The sequence below is a fragment of the Bacillus sp. FSL P2-0099 genome (assembly GCF_038007445.1).
Classification (GTDB): domain Bacteria; phylum Bacillota; class Bacilli; order Bacillales; family Bacillaceae_G; genus Bacillus_A; species Bacillus_A mycoides.
This window is the reverse complement of the sequence record NZ_JBBOXE010000001.1, coordinates 2076373-2095460: the sequence shown is the minus strand read 5'-3', so window position 1 is coordinate 2095460 and position 19088 is coordinate 2076373. Positions and strand designations below refer to the sequence as shown.

The 19088-nt window shown below is 34.0% G+C and carries 18 protein-coding genes and 3 pseudogenes; 12 read left to right on the top strand and 9 right to left on the bottom strand.

All coding sequences use genetic code 11. The annotated features are described in order from the left end of the window. Positions 1-467: 467 nt before the first annotated feature. The 4 genes and pseudogenes from MKY90_RS10760 to MKY90_RS10745 all read left to right on the top strand — a co-directional run bounded on the left by MKY90_RS10760 (position 468) and on the right by MKY90_RS10745 (position 3010). Positions 468-1667 (top strand): WXG100 family type VII secretion target, encoded by a 1200-nt coding sequence (locus tag MKY90_RS10760; protein ID WP_341091307.1) that lies wholly within the window; start codon positions 468-470, stop codon positions 1665-1667. Positions 1668-1684: 17 nt separating this feature from the next. Then, complete coding sequence (locus MKY90_RS10755; protein ID WP_002141482.1) at positions 1685-1972, top strand: contact-dependent growth inhibition system immunity protein; 288 nt, start codon at positions 1685-1687, stop codon at positions 1970-1972. 315 nt (positions 1973-2287) lie between these two features. Next, positions 2288-2698, top strand: a pseudogene (locus MKY90_RS10750) (RNase A-like domain-containing protein); the annotation flags it as partial. A gap of 12 nt (positions 2699-2710) precedes the next feature. Beyond that, positions 2711-3010, top strand: a complete 300-nt coding sequence (locus MKY90_RS10745) for a contact-dependent growth inhibition system immunity protein (protein ID WP_098168005.1) — start codon at positions 2711-2713, stop codon at positions 3008-3010. 371 nt (positions 3011-3381) lie between these two features. On the opposite strand, the pseudogene MKY90_RS10740 reads toward MKY90_RS10745, so the two are convergent. Beyond that, positions 3382-3654 (bottom strand): annotated as a pseudogene (locus MKY90_RS10740) (IS3-like element ISBt2 family transposase); the annotation flags it as partial. Between the two features lie 157 nt (positions 3655-3811). Then, complete coding sequence (locus MKY90_RS10735) at positions 3812-4087, bottom strand: stage V sporulation protein S (RefSeq protein WP_002035358.1); 276 nt, start codon at positions 4085-4087, stop codon at positions 3812-3814. A 531-nt stretch (positions 4088-4618) separates the two neighbouring features. Between MKY90_RS10735 and MKY90_RS10730 the strand changes: the two genes are divergently transcribed. Further along, on the top strand, positions 4619-5203 hold the full coding sequence (locus MKY90_RS10730; protein ID WP_002127124.1) for a hypothetical protein: 585 nt from the start codon (positions 4619-4621) through the stop codon (positions 5201-5203). A 186-nt stretch (positions 5204-5389) separates the two neighbouring features. Here MKY90_RS10730 and MKY90_RS10725 read toward each other — a convergent pair whose 3' ends face one another. The 3 genes from MKY90_RS10725 to exsG form a co-directional block, all read right to left on the bottom strand. Continuing rightward, positions 5390-6973, bottom strand: a complete 1584-nt coding sequence (locus MKY90_RS10725) for a lipase family alpha/beta hydrolase (RefSeq protein WP_445661555.1) — start codon at positions 6971-6973, stop codon at positions 5390-5392. A gap of 239 nt (positions 6974-7212) precedes the next feature. Continuing rightward, positions 7213-7422, bottom strand: a complete 210-nt coding sequence (locus MKY90_RS10720; RefSeq protein ID WP_046959276.1) for a hypothetical protein — start codon at positions 7420-7422, stop codon at positions 7213-7215. A gap of 216 nt (positions 7423-7638) precedes the next feature. Further along, the gene (gene exsG, locus MKY90_RS10715) at positions 7639-7791 is read right to left on the bottom strand and encodes an exosporium protein ExsG (RefSeq protein ID WP_000395678.1); all 153 of its coding nucleotides are present in this window, start codon (positions 7789-7791) and stop codon (positions 7639-7641) included. A gap of 174 nt (positions 7792-7965) precedes the next feature. Between exsG and MKY90_RS10710 the strand changes: the two genes are divergently transcribed. Continuing rightward, positions 7966-8937, top strand: coding sequence for an excalibur calcium-binding domain-containing protein (locus MKY90_RS10710; protein ID WP_341093237.1), 972 nt, complete (start codon positions 7966-7968; stop codon positions 8935-8937). 124 nt (positions 8938-9061) lie between these two features. Here MKY90_RS10710 and MKY90_RS10705 read toward each other — a convergent pair. Next, positions 9062-9633: pseudogene (locus MKY90_RS10705) on the bottom strand (group-specific protein). A 425-nt stretch (positions 9634-10058) separates the two neighbouring features. On the opposite strand from MKY90_RS10705, the gene ric reads away from it, so the two are divergent. The 6 genes from ric to MKY90_RS10675 all read left to right on the top strand — a co-directional run bounded on the left by ric (position 10059) and on the right by MKY90_RS10675 (position 16366). Further along, positions 10059-10766: an iron-sulfur cluster repair di-iron protein gene (ric, locus tag MKY90_RS10700; RefSeq protein WP_098168008.1), complete on the top strand. Its 708-nt coding sequence runs from the start codon at positions 10059-10061 to the stop codon at positions 10764-10766. A gap of 208 nt (positions 10767-10974) precedes the next feature. Next, on the top strand, positions 10975-13380 hold the full coding sequence (gene nirB / locus MKY90_RS10695; RefSeq protein WP_341091302.1) for an NADPH-nitrite reductase large subunit: 2406 nt from the start codon (positions 10975-10977) through the stop codon (positions 13378-13380). 15 nt (positions 13381-13395) lie between these two features. Next, complete coding sequence (gene nirD / locus MKY90_RS10690; protein WP_061689857.1) at positions 13396-13713, top strand: nitrite reductase small subunit NirD; 318 nt, start codon at positions 13396-13398, stop codon at positions 13711-13713. Positions 13714-13771: 58 nt separating this feature from the next. Beyond that, complete coding sequence (locus tag MKY90_RS10685; protein WP_061689856.1) at positions 13772-15196, top strand: uroporphyrin-III C-methyltransferase; 1425 nt, start codon at positions 13772-13774, stop codon at positions 15194-15196. Then, a complete protein-coding gene (locus MKY90_RS10680; RefSeq protein ID WP_061675511.1) occupies positions 15193-15903 on the top strand; it encodes a sirohydrochlorin chelatase in 711 nt (236 codons plus the stop codon). Before MKY90_RS10685 ends, MKY90_RS10680 begins: the two co-directional genes overlap by 4 nt. Next, the gene (locus tag MKY90_RS10675) at positions 15896-16366 is read left to right on the top strand and encodes a precorrin-2 dehydrogenase (protein WP_016102122.1); all 471 of its coding nucleotides are present in this window, start codon (positions 15896-15898) and stop codon (positions 16364-16366) included. Before MKY90_RS10680 ends, MKY90_RS10675 begins: the two co-directional genes overlap by 8 nt. A gap of 223 nt (positions 16367-16589) precedes the next feature. Here the strand turns inward: MKY90_RS10675 and MKY90_RS10670 are convergent, their stop codons facing one another. From MKY90_RS10670 to MKY90_RS10660, 3 genes are all read right to left on the bottom strand, one after another. After that, positions 16590-17507 (bottom strand): AEC family transporter, encoded by a 918-nt coding sequence (locus MKY90_RS10670; protein ID WP_215598803.1) that lies wholly within the window; start codon positions 17505-17507, stop codon positions 16590-16592. 85 nt (positions 17508-17592) lie between these two features. After that, positions 17593-18336 (bottom strand): amidohydrolase family protein, encoded by a 744-nt coding sequence (locus MKY90_RS10665; RefSeq protein WP_215598804.1) that lies wholly within the window; start codon positions 18334-18336, stop codon positions 17593-17595. 475 nt (positions 18337-18811) lie between these two features. Next, positions 18812-19009, bottom strand: a complete 198-nt coding sequence (locus MKY90_RS10660; RefSeq protein WP_002193043.1) for a PspC domain-containing protein — start codon at positions 19007-19009, stop codon at positions 18812-18814. Positions 19010-19088: the final 79 nt, after the last annotated feature.

Genomic DNA, 19088 nt, shown 5'->3' with positions numbered 1-19088 from the left:
CCTTGATATGATAAGGTTTATAGGCCTACATCGTTGAATCTTGGGAGAAGAATGAGCAGTTTTAGAATTGTTTATTTATTAATATATTAAAACTAAGAAAGTGCCACAAACGCCTGTTTCACAAGCATTTTCGGCACTTTCATTTGTTATATTATATTCTATCTCAAAAGGAAATTTCATATTTTTTCACGTGTTTTTATATTATTTGTGAGCAAATAATATCCTTAAGTAAATTTTAAATACTATAATTTAAAAAGTCTGACTCAAAATGAACTACTCCCAAACTACTAAACTAGCCCTAACAATTAGAGAGTAGCTCAATAAAGAAGCGGCATTTTCAATTACTCCATAATATACATAGATAGGCTTCCCTTTTATAGTATGATGTACTTCATTTTTCTCTGCTTTATATATTTACATTTTTTTCTTCTTGCCTCATAATTTTAATCGGGAGATTGAGGAAGAAAATGGTTCAAATAAAAATTACGCCTGAAGAACTAGAACAAGTTGCAAAGCGGGCTAATGATACAAAGCATGCGCTAGAATCCATACATAATAATTTATGCAATCAAATTAACTACATGTGTTTCCAATGGACTGGTGCATCGAATCAAAATTTCGTTCAAATGTTTAACAATGCAAGACCATCTGCATTCACAGCTATTAATGCACTTTTGCATGTTGAAGAAGAATTAAAGAGAATTGCTGAGAAATTCCGCGTTACAGATAGTCAAGATGTAACGACTCAAAAAAGTACTACACATAGTAAAGCACCTGAAAAATCTATCCTTGAAAAAGTTTGGGATGGTATAGTAGATGGTGCGGGAGATGCTGTTGGAGATACAATTGACGGTATAAAAGCACTAGGAGACTGGGAAACTTGGAAAGGCATGGGCTATACTGTCACCCATTTAAATGAAGCTTTGCCTGCTATGTGGGATGCATTATCAGATTCTTTTAATAAAGATGTTATAAATGGTGATGCAGAAACCCGCGCAAGATGGGGATCATATGCTTTAACACAAATTGGATTAGGATTCATTGGAGATAAAGGTGTCAGCAAAGCCGCTAAACTAGCTCAAGGTGCTAAATTCTCTCAAGGTATATCAAAAGCTGGACAATTATTTAATAAAGGCGATAACTTGGCTTTTGCAGGTGGTAGTAATGGTATCAAATCTGGATTTGACAGTGCTTTATTTAGACAAGCTGAGGCGGAACTATCAAGCTATCAGTTTGCTAAAGGTGAAAATACTACTACTGTGAAACCTGGTGATAGCAGTTCACTTGCCCCTGGAGGAGGCTTAGCTACACATGAGGCTAGAGGTGGACATTTACTAGAAAGACATGTAGGAAAAACGGATGAAGAACTATTGCAAAGATTAGAAAGTGATACTAGAATAACAGGTGCATCCACCTTTACAGATAGAGCGACAGCCGAAAATATAGCTAACAATGTTTTAAATAACCCTAGAAACCAAGAACTTATTCAAAACTGGTTAAATAATTCACGTAATAATCGGCCCTTAGCCTTACCCTATAGTGGTAATGAAATAATTGGTAGAGGAATTCAAAGAGGTTCTACGACAATTGAGGAAATGACCAATGCTAAAATTATTTTAAAGAAAGATGCAAACGGAAAATTTATTTTAACTGGCTATCCAAATTAATAAATAGGAGAATAAATATGTTATTAAAACACAATCCAGAAGATGAAATTTATCAATTCCTAGCAGGAAACTTTCATCAAGATTCTTTCTATGAAGAGGTAATTCAAGAACTAATAGAAGAGGAAAACAAAGAATATATACAAGATGCTATTATTTTCTTAACTAAATTTATTCAAAGTGATTACAGTAACGAAGAAAAAAATAGATATATAAAAGAAGCTGCAGATGGAATATATTTTGAGGGATTAAAAGTAACACCTTTAGAATGGTTAGAACAAACCGTTGATTTATTAAAAAAAAGATAAAAAATGCAATGCTACCCAAAAGCCGTCTCTACTAAAGGAAACGGCTTTTATCTTACTTCACAAACATATAGACTTCATTTACTGTTACGTTGTATATTTTCCTTTCCATATGGGGCTACCGTATAACAAATATACATTCAATAGTTAGTAAGGTGATAATGACAAATTGTTCAAAGTTATTTGTTATTATCACCCATTAATTTTAAACTTTAATCCTTCATCTACTATGTTCTTCTAATACAGAAATAGAATCTAAAAAAGGAAATCGAAATAACTACCTTTTTTATTTTATAAGTTGTAAAGCTTTCATGTAAGGTAAAACCTGGTGATAGCAGTTCACTTACCCCTGGAGGAGGCCTAGCTGCACATGAGGCTAGAGGTGGACATTTACTAGAAAGACATGTAGGAAAAACGGATGAAGAACTATTGCAAAGATTAGAAAGTAATTCTACAATAACAGGTGCGTCCACCTTTTCCGATAGAGCTACGGCTGAAAAAATAGCAAATGAAGTTTTAAGCAACCCGCAAAATACGGAAAAAATAAACAGATGGTTAAATAACCCTAACAGCAGGCCAACCTTACCGTTAAGGTACCAAAGTACAGATATTACTGGTAGGCATGTTGCTAGAGGATCAGAAATTATCTCAGAAGTAACAAATGCAAAAATTGTTTTAAAAAAAGACAGAGATGGTAGTTTTATTATTACAGGATATCCAGAAAGATAGATGAGAGTTTACATGAAAGATAAATACACACAATATGAAGAATTAGGTGATTTTTTAGCAGGAACTTTCCATCAAGATATTGAATCACTCGAATTCGCCATAAACGAATTTATCACTGAAGTTACTAATATATGTTTAGAGAATACGATTGAAGACATTACATCATTCCTACAAAGTGGTTTAACTGTTCATGAAAAAGAAGAGTTCATTAAATATAATGCCGAAATTTATTTTCCTGCTTTAAACCTTACCCCTATAGAATGGCTAGAGCAAATAGTTGACCTCTTAAAAAGAGCATTAAAAAATAAATAGTAAGAACGATTTTCGACCGCCCTTTACAGGTGGTCTTTTACTTTTTTCTACTTCATATATACAAAAGCTTCATTTGTCGTAACATAGTATATTTCCCCCTTTTCTATTGTGTACTTTATATTGTAGCGGATCGTTTACATTTACTTTTTATCCCTTATGGCGATAATTTTAATGACCAATAAATAACCTAGCGACTACTTACAATATCCTCAAACAGGAAATGGATTTGTAATGTCCGAAAACGGACGGATTATTCCAGAATATGAATCTTAGAACCAAAAGACGGAGCGAAAATCTACACGATAATTAATGGTGAAGAAAAATTAGTAGGAGTATATCGCGAAAAATACCAGCATTTTATTCCAGCAATAACAAAATAATTTTGTTTTTAAATGTTTATTTTCTAATCGTAGCTGTTCCAATTCATTTAGCTATTTTGGCCCTTTTCCATAAGAATATTGTTTTCCTAAAGGTTGTTGAAAACGATAAGTTTGACCTGTACGATACCATTTCATCCATGTCTTAATTTGGGAAACATTTTTAATTTCGAGTATCTCCATAATGGTACGATTTGAATAACCATCCTTTTTCATCTCAATCACTTTCCACTTTATTTCTTCTGGATAATGAACTCTTGTCTTCAAACGAAAAACACCTCCATTGAATTTGCATACTTAGTATGCGAATTCAGGAGGTGTTTTTCTCATGTACCACTATTCGGGTTCACTTCAAAAGTGAAAGTGGTCTTTTTATTGCTTTATCTAGCGACCTTTTCAAATCCCCTTATATTAATGCTCGCTATTAAGACCTTCTCCTTCTAGGACCTACAATTAATTTGATTGCTGTTCTTTCTTGATTATCGATAGTAACCTCTTGAAATGCTGGAACAAGAACCAAGTCAATGCCACTTGGAGCTACAAAACCTCTTGCAATCGCAATTGCTTTAATCGCTTGATTTAAAGAACCAGCTCCAATCACTTGGATTTCTACTTTGCCACTTGCTCTTAGTACGCCCGCTATTGCACCTGCCACTGAATTCGGACTTGATTTTGAGGATACCTTTAATATATTTTCCATGTAAGTTGCTCCCTCTATTATTTAATCTCTCTTTTCTTACTGTTTGAAATATAACTAACGTATCTTTAACTACTATTCGAAATAAATACAAACAATTCTGTATAATTACATTCATTCGATATTTTTTGCCTTCTTCCTGCACAACTACATAAATAAAAAGCGACGACTAAGTTAAAAACTTAATCATCGCTTTATCCATTTCTCTGTTTCACTAAAATGCTGTCCTTTAAATACTTCTCTTCTTTACTTTGGCGATATACTATCTTAAAGTTTAAATACTTCAACATTTTAAAACCTTGGATAGAGTTATCTGCTAAATATTCATCCTTTTTCTTCTCCAAAATTCATTACATAGAATATTCTAACTCCATTTTTTTGAAAACTATATCTCCTCATTAGAGCACTTTATATTATGCCAGCTTTTTATCCCAAATCTATTACCTTATATATGGACAAGTATACACGCCAATTGCTTTTCGATTGCATAAACTACTATGTGTTATACATTTATTAATAATAGGAGGTAATATATTGGGTTCATACTATCATTCTTCAAGTTCATATAAAAGATCTTCATGCCACTCTTCTTCTAGTTCATATAAAAAATGTTCGTGCCATCAATCTTCCAGTTCGTATAAAAAATGTTCATGCGACCATTCACATAAATCATCTAAGCCTGCTTACGGCACTTTTTGGCAAACTGAGTTTATAACTGTTCCTTTTGGCGGTTCTTTTCCGTTTAATCACGTTGGCCCTTTGGCAGGGGGAGTTTCCTTATTAAATCCGACTACTATACAATTTAGTAAAGCTGGTGATTATAGAATTTCTTTCATTTCAAGTATTAACACTACGTTAAATCCTGTATTTCCCCATATTCCAGTCATAACTATATTTTTAAATAATAATCCACTTGCTAATAGTCAAGGTGATTTCGCTTTTCAAATGAATACTTCATCAAATAACGAATGCCTTCAACTAGTTGGCGAAACTATTGTTACGGTGCCTGCTAATTCAACTCTTCAACTTAGAAATAATAGTGGTTTTAATCATCAAAGTATTGTAACTTGTGATAATGGTATAAATTCAGTTGAATTAACAGTTACAAAACTAAGTTAATACTATTCCCTCACATTCAGATGCTATTTCAGCATCTTTTTTTATTGAATAATGCTCTTTTGATTCCTATAATCAAACATAAATTCCATTGTACGTTTCGGTTAATCTAATAAACATGAAAAAAGTACCGAACTCTTCTACTACAAAAGTTCGGTACTTTTTATATTAAAAACTTCTCATTCTTTCTTACTTCTCCACATAAACCGACTTAACAATTGTACGATTATACGGTTGTCCTTCTTTATTCGTCCCTTTTATATCCATCGTAACGTTATATACTCCTGGTTGCTTTATGTCCTTCAAAGCACCAGTAAACGTGTTGTTATTACCCTTTTGTAATTCATTGTATTCAGAGACTAGTTTCCCTTCTTTATTAACTACTCTTACTGTTATAGAAAGATCCCCTTTCATTTCAGGTGCCACAGGTGATTTTTTCAGTTTATACTCAGATTTATTCACTTTAATTTTTGTAGGCATTTGGAGAACAAATGGTGCACCACTCTTATAATCGCTTACAATCAAAAATGCATCTTTCGACTGCTTCGCCATCATTTTAACTTTCCATTCTCCTACATCCATTTTATCAAATTTAAATGTTCTAATTGTCGCACCATCAAAGAAAGATTCACCTTCACCAGTAGTAATAACGCTATCCTTATTTGTATACATTTTTCCATTTGGAGACATCATTTGTACTTCTACATCAGAAGACGCTGTTAAGATAGAAACTATTCCTTCAGCTTTTTTATCAACCGTAACAGTTTGCTCTATCCACTGATTTTGTGGCAAATCTCCTCCTAATATGTTTTGATTTGAAGTTGTATTTAATTGTTCTATATTTTCATTTGAACTAGTGCTGGATGCTACTAAAGCTGGTACGGCTACATTTGCTGTACGTAAATATGGTTCAATTCGAGAGAAAACAGCAGATCCTTTTCGTATATTATCATGATCAAATCTGGAATCTGTAAATAAATGCGTTCCATACGGTAACTTAGCACTCCACTCATTTACTAGTCCATCATTTGAACCGTATGATGACAAATAGAACCCGCCCATAGATAGCGCAGAAAATACTGGTCCCCAGCTAGTCCCAGTAGCCGTATAGTAACGGTTTAATTTAGCTGCTGGATTATTATCAATCGTTGAACGAAATTTTGCCATTTCGCCCATTTGTAATGAGTACGTACCATCATCTTTTTGACCTAATATAGAAGCCAGCCATCCTGCCCACCAACTATATGATAAATCCGCTAAGTTTGATCCATGGTGTGGCGTCGCAAGCGTTACAACATTTCCGACAAATCGATTTGCGCCATATCCTACTAATGCAGCCTGTGTATCGATACCGCCTTTACTATGTGCTACAATATTAACTTTTTTACCGAAGTGATTATATATTTCTTCTAATTTTTGTGCTAACAATTTTCCGTTGTCCCACTGACTAGCTGACCCTTTCCCAGCAGCATCATATAATTGGATAAATACTGTTTGATATCCTGCTTTTAAAGCATAGTCATACATATCATTGATATCGTGATACACTGTATTTCCATACCAACTATCAGCATTCCCGTTCCTTCCTTGTACAAAAAGAATTGGAGGCTTATTCTCATCGTAATTAGCAGGTTTTTGACCTAAAAACCATTCTCCAGGTGTAAATACTTCTTTATCTGGAAATCCCGTTTTAATTTCTTTTACTTCCTCCGCCTCTACCTTCGTACTAACAACCATCGGAGTCATAATAAAAAATGCGAGAAGTAATAACATACACCTTTTCAAAATCCTCATTAACATTCCCCCTTTTTTGAAAGGAAGCACTATTTTTACTCTAGTTATTTTTGCAGGTGAAATAAATAGTAACTGTCCTTTCTTATGAAACGTTATTCTCTCAACATGTATTCATTCCTTTTCCTACTAAGCTCATTAAAAATTTCTCAACATATTTCTAGCTAAAAAAGCTGCGTATAAAAGGTCTATTTCATAACCTTTTATACGCAGCTTCTTTCTTATAAATCAATGATATACTCATCATCATATTTATCGTATTGGAGCCCTGATCCTATTTTGGATTCCGTAACTTGATCTCTTAAAAACGGTGCAGCTTCCATTTTGCTAGTTGCAATTTCAATTCCATATTTTTTCGTTAAATGGGCTAATTCTATTAAAAACCACTCTCTTCGCAATGTAACTGGAATATCAAATGTTCTTCTTTTCATATATAATAGCACCTCTTTAATTTCATAACTTAATGAACATCATTACATGCACGTGTGAAAACTACCTTTCATCACTAACATCCAATGAAACATTATAGTATATGCATGTCCATTTTAAACGTGCTATTACAAAACAACATTTCAGTTTACATAATCATATTATGTAAGAGTAGAAGAGAAAGGAATATCCCTTCTCTTCTACTCTAGAAATTTAAATTAAGAACATCTTGGTACACCTAAAGCTAAGAATAAACCTGCTACTCCCGCAGTAATCGGTACTTTTAACGTAATAACATCGTCTACTTTCGTTACTAAAAAGAAAGCATTACCTTCTTGTAATATACAAGTTACCAATAATTGAAATTCCATTTAACCCCCCCTCCTTTCAATCGATATATTATACTTTATGAATTCTCTTTAAAAATGTAATAAGGAATATATCTATTTTTTCCTTATATATAAAATAAATGTTTATAAGTCTATTAAAAATACTAATTTTCTAAATTTATATAAATCGTGTAATATCCAATAAGTTCCTATATAATCAATAGTGAAAATCTTACAAATGGAGGTATGAAAATGGCGATTTTGAGTAATATTGGTGCAGCTTTATTTTTTATTGCTTTTATTCTTTTAATACTATGTATCATTTCATTCTTTAAGAAAAATGGAAAAGCAAAACAATATGGTCGTCCTACTGTTATTCTTTTTATGATTTCAATTCTCTTAATAGGAATGGGCACTACAAAATCTGAACACCCATTCATCGATTTTTTTGCTACTTTAAGTTTAATTTTATTTATTTTTTTCCTTGTTCTAGCAATCTTATCCGTAATTAAAAAGACAGGTGTAGCAAAAAAACAATTTATTATCACTGCTATTTTATTTGTCATTTTTGTTGCATTATCAAGTATTTCAGCTCCTTCTTCTGAAAAGACGACAGCAACAAATAAACAAGTCGCTTCTAATAATGCAGAGAAAAAAGATGATAAAAAGAAAGAAGCGGACGAGAAAACTCAAAAGCAAGAAGATGAGAAGCGTCTAGCCGATGAACAAGCTCGTAAGCAAGAGGATGAAAAACACCAAGCCGAAGAGCAAGCTCGTAAGCAAGAGGATGAAAAACGTCTAGCTGATGAACAAGCTCGCAAACAACAAGAAGAGCAAAAACGTCTAGCTGATGAACAAGCTCGTAAACAACAAGAAGAGCAAAAACGCCAAGCTGATGAACAAGCTCGTAAACAACAAGAAGAGCAAAAACGCCAAGCTGATGAACAAACTCGTAAGCAACAAGAAGAGCAAAAACGCCAAGCTGATGAACAAGCTCGTAAACAACAAGAGGAACAGAAAAAGGCACAGCAACCTCAAACACAACCTGCTTCCGGAAATACTAGTAATGCATATTACAAAAACTGTGATGCAGTTAGAGCTGCTGGGAAAGCTCCGTTATATAAAGATCAACCAGGGTATAGCCGTAAACTAGACAAAGATGGCGATGGAGTCGCATGTGAAAAATAGCAATGAAAAAGAAGCTTCTAGTAAGCTTCTTTTTACTATTACGTATAGAATCTTATTACTCTTCCATTCTTGTAAGCCCTATATCAATTCAAATTGGCATCTTATTTTTTTATACTTGTAACAATTAATCATTAACTGGGTCAATACTCCAATTAATGATTTTAATATGTTTCACCTCCACTTTCCCTTTGACAAGAACATGTGAAATTAGGTGAAACATCCCAAATCTTCTACCCTTTTCGTATTCATCTCTGTAATATTCTTTTGTGCAGGTATTTAATTGCTTTAATTCTCTATATTCATTAAAGTTGATGAGTTCTATTTCACATTCTTTTAATTCTCTATTTGGTCCATCCCAAAATTATGCTTTGAGTACTTGTATATTGCCATACACTGACCATTCAGTGCGCTAATAGGAATTTTATAAAACAGTTTATTTGTATTAATGTTTATTCCTATTTCCAACAATACTTTATAAATCTCATAAGGGTGCAGTGGTAAAAAATGCACAACATCATTCCATAAACATTCTAGTTTTGGTATTTTACGTGTTAATAAGTTCTCCCTTTGAGTATGATCTTTATATTTTTGTATATACTCACCATATAAAATTGGATATACCCTTTTCAATTCATTTAATGGGATTAAATATTCTCCTTTTAGTTCTTCTGGTACCATATGATAAACATATTCCATAAAAACCTCCTATAAAGTGAAACTTTAATCCGTGGGGGTTTTGTTCATCCTCCACGGATTATTAGTTGAACCAATCGGACGTTTACGGACAGTTGATCTCTCACCTAACTCCTTTGCTCCAACTGAATTTTGAGGTGGGAGTTTTACTGTCCGTTAACGCGGGATAAAAGATATACTTCCTACCCAAAAGCATCTTAGATTGATAGAAAATAAATTTGTAACTTATCTATACCTTAATAATGCCCTATGGATAATTTCCTGCTCAAAAAATTCTTCGTCATCAATTCTATTATTTCCTCTATTAAATATCACTCCTATTATTCTCAAATCAGACACATAATAAGTGATTTCAATCACCACATTGTTTTTCATTTATCGCTATTCTTAATTTAGATATTACATTTAAACTTTATGGAGGCATTCATATGAAACATACATTTACTGAAACTTCAATTGTTGGTGAGATTGTTACACAATTTCCGAAAGCTAGTGATCTTTTTAAATCGTATAGAATAGATTTTTGTTGTGGTGGTAATAAGCCACTTATTGATGCAATTCATGAAAGAAATTTATCAGCTTCTGAAGTAATTACAGAGTTAAATACGCTTTATCATAATACGAAACGATTAAATGAATCTGAAATTGATTGGAAAAATGCTTCTTATCGCGAATTGATTGATTATGTAATTAATAAGCATCATCGTTATTTAAATGAAGAGTTACCGCAGTTAAGTCCATATGTGACGAAAGTATTACGCGTTCATGGAGCAAATCAGCCTCATTTAGCTCAAATTCATAAGCTGTTTCATGAACTTAAAATGGAATTAGAACAGCATTTAATTAAAGAAGAAACAGAAGATTTTCCATTAATTTTAGAATTTGAACACAATCCAACTGATGAAAACTATGCTAAGTTACGTAAAGTAGTAGATGAACTAGAAAATGAGCACAATCATGCCGGAAATATTATAAAAGAACTTCGTAAAGTGACAAATGACTTTACTCCTCCAGAAGGAGCTTGCGGCACTTATCGACTTGTTTATCAACGTCTTGAAGCGCTAGAGTCTGATTTATTTGAGCATATTCATTTAGAAAATAATATTTTATTTCCACGTGCCATTACGAGAGCATAAATCAAGTGCAGGACATGAGTGTAAATACTTATGTCCTGCTTTTTCATTTTGCGAAAAATATCCACGCCCCCCTCACACAAATCCGAATTTTAACAATTTGTGAATCATTATATAAGTGTGATAAATATCACATCTCCCGCTTTTTTGATTTTCTATAATAGAAATATAATCCTTTGTTCAATATTTCACATAAAAAGGGGAAACGAAAATGAAAAAACGTTTAGTTATGATCGGAAATGGTATGGCTGGCATACGTTGTATGGAAGAAATATTAAAACATGATAGTAATTTATATGAGATTACTATTTTCGGAGATGAACCACATCCGAACTACAACCGTATTATGCTCTCTCATGTATTACAAGGAAAAACAAATATGCAAGATATCATTATGAATCAATACAGTTGGTATGAAGAAAATGAAATAACTTTGTATACAAATGAAAGAGTTCAAAGTATTAACCGAAAAGAAAAAATTATTATTACAGAAAAGAATCGTACTATTACATACGACAAACTCATTATCGCAACAGGTTCTAGTGCTTTTATTTTACCAGTTGAAGGTTCCACCCTTCCTGGTGTAACAGGATTTCGAACAATTGAAGATACACAATTTATGATGGATACCGCTAAAGAAAAGAAAAAGGCCGTTGTCATTGGTGGTGGATTACTCGGTTTAGAAGCCGCAAGAGGTCTTATTGACTTAGGAATGGACGTACATGTTGTTCATTTAATGCCTAGCTTAATGGAGCAACAACTAGATACGAAAGCATCTTCCCTATTGCGTGAAGATTTAGAAGCGCAAGGCATGAAGTTTCTAATGGAAAAGAAAACTGTAAAGATTCTTGGTACAGACCATGTTGAGGGCATTCAATTTGAAGATGGTGAAGTTGTAGATTGTAATTTAATCGTAATGGCTGTCGGAATACGCCCAAATACTCAAATAGCAAAAGATGCTAGTTTACTTGTAAATCGCGGCATTGTAGTCAATGACTATATGCTAACGAATGATGAATCCATTTATGCAGTTGGAGAATGTGCAGAACATGACGGTATCGCATATGGACTTGTTGCCCCTCTTTATGAACAAGGCGCAATATTAGCAAAACATATAACGAATTTACAAACTAATGGATATACGGGCAGCATCGTCGGTACACAGTTAAAAGTTGCAGGTTGTGATTTATTCTCTGCTGGTCAAATTTATGAAGATGATCAAACGAAAGCAATTTCAATCTTTGATGAATGTAAACGTTCCTATAAAAAAGTATTAATTCGTGACAATAAAGTCGTCGGTATCGTTTTATATGGTGATGCAACTGATGGTACACGCCTCTTTAGCATGTTAAAGAAAGAAGAAGATATACAAGAATATACAGCCGCTTCCCTTCTTCACAAAGCTGGTGAAGAAAGTGAACTTGACGTTGCTACAATGAGTGCGGATGACACAATTTGTGGATGTAATGGCGTTACGAAAGGTACAATCGTTCATGCCATTTTAGAACAAGAGTTAACTACTTTTGAAGAAGTTAAAGGATGCACGAAAGCCGCAGGGTCTTGTGGTAAATGTCGTCCGCTTGTGGAACAAGTTCTAGCTCATACACTCGGAGATGCTTTTGATGCTTCTGCGCAGTCTGCTGGTATGTGCGGATGTACAACTTTATCACGTGACGAAGTCGTAGCCGCCATTCACGAGAAAGGTTTAAAATCGCCAAAAGAAGTACGAAATGTACTCGGTTTTGCACATGAAGACGGCTGTTCGAAATGTCGTCCTGCTTTAAATTACTATTTACGTATGGCGATTCCGGAAGAATATGTAGATGATAAATCATCCCGTTACGTTAATGAAAGAATGAATGGTAACATCCAGCACGATGGTACATTCTCTGTTATTCCACGTATGTACGGAGGCGTTACAACCGCAGATGATTTAATGAAAATTGCTGAAGTCGCAAAAAAATATGACGTTCCTCTTGTGAAAATTACAGGTGCGAGCCGAATCGGCTTATATGGTGTTAAGAAACAAGATTTACCTAACGTATGGGCTGACTTAAATATGACTTCTGGATATGCGTACTCAAAATCGCTTCGTAGTGTAAAATCATGTGTTGGTTCTCGCTTCTGTCGTTTCGGTACGAAAGATTCATTAGGACTTGGTATGCTCCTTGAACAGTCATTAGAAATGGTAGATACACCTCATAAAATGAAAATGGGTGTAACAGGTTGTCCACGTAACTGTGCGGAAGTACTTACGAAAGATTTCGGCGTTGTGTGTGTTGAAAATGGATTCCAACTGTATATCGGTGGAAATGGTGGTACGGAAGTACGCGAGGCTGATTTTGTAATGATCGTCCCTACTGAAGACGATGTCCTTCGCATCGCTACAGCTTACATGCAATATTATCGTGAAACTGGTATTTACGGGGAGCGTACTGCCTATTGGACAGAACGATTAGGCTTCGATCACATAAAAGAAATACTACAAGATACAAGTATGGTCACGATGTTAAATGATCGTTTCCAAACAGCTCGTAGCACATATACAGAAGCTTGGGGACAAGCACTAGAAACGAAGTCTTTAAAAGCGATGTATGAAGTAGAAACTGTGAAATAAGGAGCTGTGATCTATATGATACAAACGAAAGAAAAAATAAAAGTTATGCGTGCAGAAGATCTTCCTATTCAAATCGGTAAAGAGGTACAAATGAAAGGTATGTCTATCGCCCTATTCCGCCTTTCAAATGGCGATATTCGAGCTGTAGAAAATCGTTGTCCTCATAAAAACGGACCATTAGCCGAAGGAATTGTATCTGGTGAATTCGTTTTTTGTCCACTACATGATTGGAAAATTTCATTACTAACAGGTGAAGTTCAAAAACCTGATGACGGCTGTATCCAAACGTACGAAGTAGAAGTTATTGATGGTGACATTTATATAAACATGTAATTTACGAAAGGAAGCCTCCTCTGGCTTCCTTTTAAATAAAAAATGATGAGGTGCGATTATGAACGGATATGTATATTTAGTTGGTGCAGGACCAGGGGATGAAGGGCTTATTACAAAAAAAGCGATAGATTGCTTAAAGCGTGCAGATATTGTCTTATATGACCGCTTATTGAACCCTAACTTTCTTAGCTATACAAAGCCAACTTGTGAACTTATTTATTGCGGTAAAATGCCAAAGAATCATACTATGCGTCAAGAAATGATTAACGCCCACCTCCTTCAATTTGCACAAGAAGGAAAAATCGTTGTCCGCTTAAAGGGCGGAGATCCATCTATTTTTGGCCGTGTTGGTGAAGAAGCAGAAACTTTAGCAGCAGCGGACATTCCATATGAAATTGTACCAGGTATTACATCTAGCATCGCCGCTAGTAGCTATGCAGGTATCCCCCTCACCCACCGTGACTATAGTAATAGCGTTACTTTACTAACTGGGCATGCAAAAGGTCCTTTAACCGATCATGGAAAATATAATTCATCCCACAATAGCGATACAATTGCCTACTACATGGGTATAAAAAACTTACCTACAATTTGTGAAAATTTACTACAAGCAGGAAAACAAGAAAATACACCCGTAGCAGTCATTGAGTGGGGTACAACTGGAAAGCAACGCGTTGTCACAGGAACACTTTCAACCATTGTTCCTATCGTCAAAAACGAAAATTTTTCTAACCCTTCTATGACAATTGTTGGTGATGTCGTTTCCTTACGGGATCAAATCGCTTGGAAAGAACGTAAACCATTGCATGGTAAAAAAGTTTTATTTGCATCCGCAACAAATAAAACCAGTTTCATGAAGCAAAAGTTACAAGAATGCGGTGCAGAAACATATCAAATTCCAACTTTCAAAAGGGAAGAATACACATTAACATCTGAACAAATCAATGAAATTTTTAACGTTGATCGCCTTGTATTTTGTTCAGATGAAAGTGTAGAAATCTTGATGCGATCATGTAGTAAACACCAGAAAGATATTCGTTCCTTACAGGCGAAACTGCAGTATATGAACGTTGCCACTCAAGAAAAACTTATGCAATATGGGCTACTAAGTAAACAAGCAGAGTTCTCTTCCGATACAACTGTTTATTTAGGCAGAAATATTAATCGAATTGGTTTTATTCAAGAAAAAATTGGTGCTGGGTCTTATATGATGACTCATGAGTATACAATTGATCATCGCTTCAATGAAATTCATTCTCGTATGCTTTCTGAATTCTCATGGGATAGCATTGTATTTGAAGGACGTGCTTCAATTGATACATTTTTATCAGAAATAAAACGACTTGGCTTTATCGATATTCTTACTCTTCCCTTCTCGTATACCGACATTCCAACGTTACACTATGCGAATAAAGTTGGTTTTCATAATGTAGATGAACAATTACAAGACATGATTATGAAGAAAGATTTGGTGGTACGATGAAAGGAATTGTATACGTTGGACACGGTAGTCGCCTGCGAGAAGGTAATGAACAATTCATTCACTTTATTCAATCTGTTATGAAAGAACGTAACGAAAGGAGTCAAAAAATAGCTTTTCTAGAACTAACGACACCTACCATTTCGGATGCAGTTACAGAAGCAATACTAGAGGGTGCAACTGAAATAATGATTGTACCTGTTTTATTATTTGCAGCAGCTCACTATAAACGTGATATTCCTTTTGAAATAGAGCAACTACAAAAGAAATATCCTCAAATAACATTTTCAGTTGTACCACCTTTTAGTACGCATCCACATATGGTTGAACTTGTAGTGAAAAGAATACGTGAAACTATGCCAAAGCAAGATAGTAGCGTTTTACTCGTAGGACGAGGCAGTAGTGATCCACAGCCGATACATGAGTTACAACAAATCGGAGCAGCGGTCGAACGAAAACTCGGTATGCCAGTATCGTCCTCCTTTTTAACGAAAGGAACGCCCTCTTTTACTGCTGAGCTCAAGGCTATAACATCGACTGCGTCCCATGTATATGTCATGCCGTACCTTCTCTTTACCGGATTGTTGCTTCAAAAAATTAAGTTGCATACAAAAAAATATGATCACGTTACGACTTGTAATTGTCTTCAATTTGATACATATATGAAGTCGGCATTATTAGAACGAATGGAGGAATGTGTGTATGTATAATATGTATCCTCTTATGTTTAATTTAGATAAAAAAATTGTTGTTATAGTTGGTGGTGGTAAAATCGCATATCGGAAAGCGTCTGGATTAAAAAATACAGGCGCTTTTGTCACCGTTATCAGCCCAGAGATTTGCGAGGAAATGAAGGAACTTCCTTATATTACTTGGAAGCAAAAAACTTTTAGTAATGATGATATTAAAGATGCTCATCTTATTTATGCATCTACAAATCAACATGATGTCAATATGATGGTCAAACAGGCCTCCCATGATTTCCAATGGGTTAACGTTGTAAGTGATGGCACAGAATCATCCTTTCACACACCTGGTGTCATCCGAAATGATGAATATATTGTAACTATTTCAACTTCCGGTAAGGATCCATCGTTTACAAAGCGTTTGAAGCAGGAACTAGCATCTATATTTCCTAAACTTATAAAAAAGCTTTCTCGTACTCACAAATAATAATCTATTTCTTAGCTAAAATAGTAATTACCTTTGGACAAACGTTTTTTAGAAGCGTTTGTTCTTTTTGTTTTGGTTCCTTTTTTGAATTAAGCCGCTTGATTATCAGACATGGTACAATTGTAAACGACACCCAATATATCAAAGACTGTTTTCTTCTCATATCGATGGGATTTCCGTCCATCATTTACCGCCTCAATTCTATCCGTTTTTGCACGTATATTCAAAACAAAATATATGACAAATAAATAACGACAGTTACTGTAATAATGCTGAAAAGTGTTGAAAATAAAACGATTTGTGCATGTAGTTCAGGCTCTATTTGATACTCCATAGCAATAGTTGCTGTATTTCTTGAAGTAGGAAAAGAACCTGCAATAAATAATGATTGTGCAACAATACCATCAATGTTTAGTAGGTATATCATGGCAAGTGCTAATAATGGTCCCATCAATAATCTTCCAATTAAAGCCCATGTTATGACTCGATGGAAAAAATTAAGCTTAATGTTGGATAATTGCGCTCCTAGCAATATGAGTGCTATTGCAACAAAACTATTCGCAAGCTGATTAAGAGGTAGAAAGATAGAATTAGGTATTTGAATTGTAAAAGATTGAAAGAGAACCCCTAATATGAGTGCATGAAATATAGGCAGTCTTAGAAATGATTGAATAATACTTCCGATTGTTTTTGTTGCTGATAGTAAGTTATATATCCCATATGAATAAGTTAAAAGATTCTGGAAAATCACAATAAAAATCTGAATGGAAACCCCCACTGGATTGTGACTGAAAATCAATTGACTTACTGGTAATCCATAATTACCGGAATTCATTAACGAAATGCTATTTTTTAGAGCTGCACTTTCTCCTTTTTCTAACTTTAATGTTTTTGAAATGAAATGACTTACTATCATCACACTCAGACTGTAAAGTATTAAATAGTATATTATCTGGAGCAACAAACCTGTTTCTATACTAATATCATATATATTCACAAATACAGCCGCTGGCATCAAGCAATAAGTAATAAGTGTAGATAGCTGCTTTAAGTTAAATTGGAACTTTCTTTGTAAGATTGCACCAATTAGAATCAATATTAATATTGGTAATATCACGTCTAATATAATAAAAACAAACATTTAATACCCCATTCTAAATACATTATAGTTGGATTAAACTCTTTACTAAATATGGATACAGTTAATTCAAATGTAGCCCCTGACGCTACCCAAAATACCATTTGAAAGCATTCGTATACAGGATTTTATCGGTAGCTTGTTCATCAAATAGCTGTTGAATCAATTTGATATCTCCATACTCAAAAGGTCTTTTTGCTCTTGTAGATGGTAAATCTGTTCCAAACATAAGTGCATCTGGGTTAACTTCATAAATCGACTTTAAGGCATTCTCAACATCTAATTCGACACGACCAAAACCAGTAGCTTTCACATGTACCCCTTTATCAACTAGTTTTAATAAATATGGTAAACCTTCTTCTGATAACCCTAAATGGTCAATTGATATAGCTGGTAATTTTTCTATAGTGGATGCAATTCCGGGCAACTCTTTTGCATCCATATAAAGCTCACTATGCCATCCTACTAAATCATGAACCCTTCTAGCAAAGTAATCCAGCTTCGATAAATCTTCTGAACCACCTCTTTTAATATTAAAGCGTAATGCTTTTACCCCATTTTCATTTAAATTTAGTATTTCTTCATCCGTCACTGTAAAAGGTAATTGTGTTACGCCACAAAATGTTGAACCCAACTGTTTTAGTGCCTTTAATAAATATTCTTGATCAAACCATTGGAAAGAACCAGATACGATCGCTCCACCAATTACATTCAAATTAGGAGTTTCATTCTGATAATCTTCTACAACAAAGTTGGGTGGAAAATACCCTTGGTTCTCAATAATCGGAAAATTAAAATCAATAATATGAAAATGTGCATCAAAAATTCTCATTTCATTTCCCTCCCCTCTCTTTTCTTTAACATATCAAATATGACTCATAAAGAAAATTATGGATTATTTATACAAATTCATAATTTTATCTTATCGACCTAAACTTTATTCTTTATTTTAGGTGTACTTTTTCACAATATCCATTAGCCTTACGAAAAAATCTGGCCCTAAAAAATATGAAGTTTTTTCTTGTCATAAATACCTTCATATATTTTTAAAATTTATAAATATTTATATATATTTATAAATAGTTTTTAGAAAATGACGACTATTTATCGATTCGTTAGCGATCAATAGTCATCGTTTAATTCAAAAGTTATTATTTTCGTTCTCGATATATTCCGAATGTTTTATGAGGATTTTTCGTTTGTTCATTTCAGTCTTATAACAATCGTACTGTTGCTTTTACTTTGGAAACTTTCAATAGACAAAAAACGGAGTTCTCGATTGTGGAATTAGATTTAAGTTCATACATTTATCTCTTAATATCTTTATCTGTAGGCAAAACAATTGCAGCTATTATATAAAGTAACACCGTAAATCCACTAGTAAAAACGGCTGATAATGCAGTGACTATGCGAAGGATACTTACATCAATTCCATACTTATCGCTTAAGCCACCTAATACACCTGATACTTGTTTATCTTGAGTGGACTTATATAATTTTTTCATCTAAACACCCCGATCCAATTAAGTATTTGTATGCTAAAAATTAGTTCTATCTTCGGAAGAGATTTAAACTTTCTTTAAC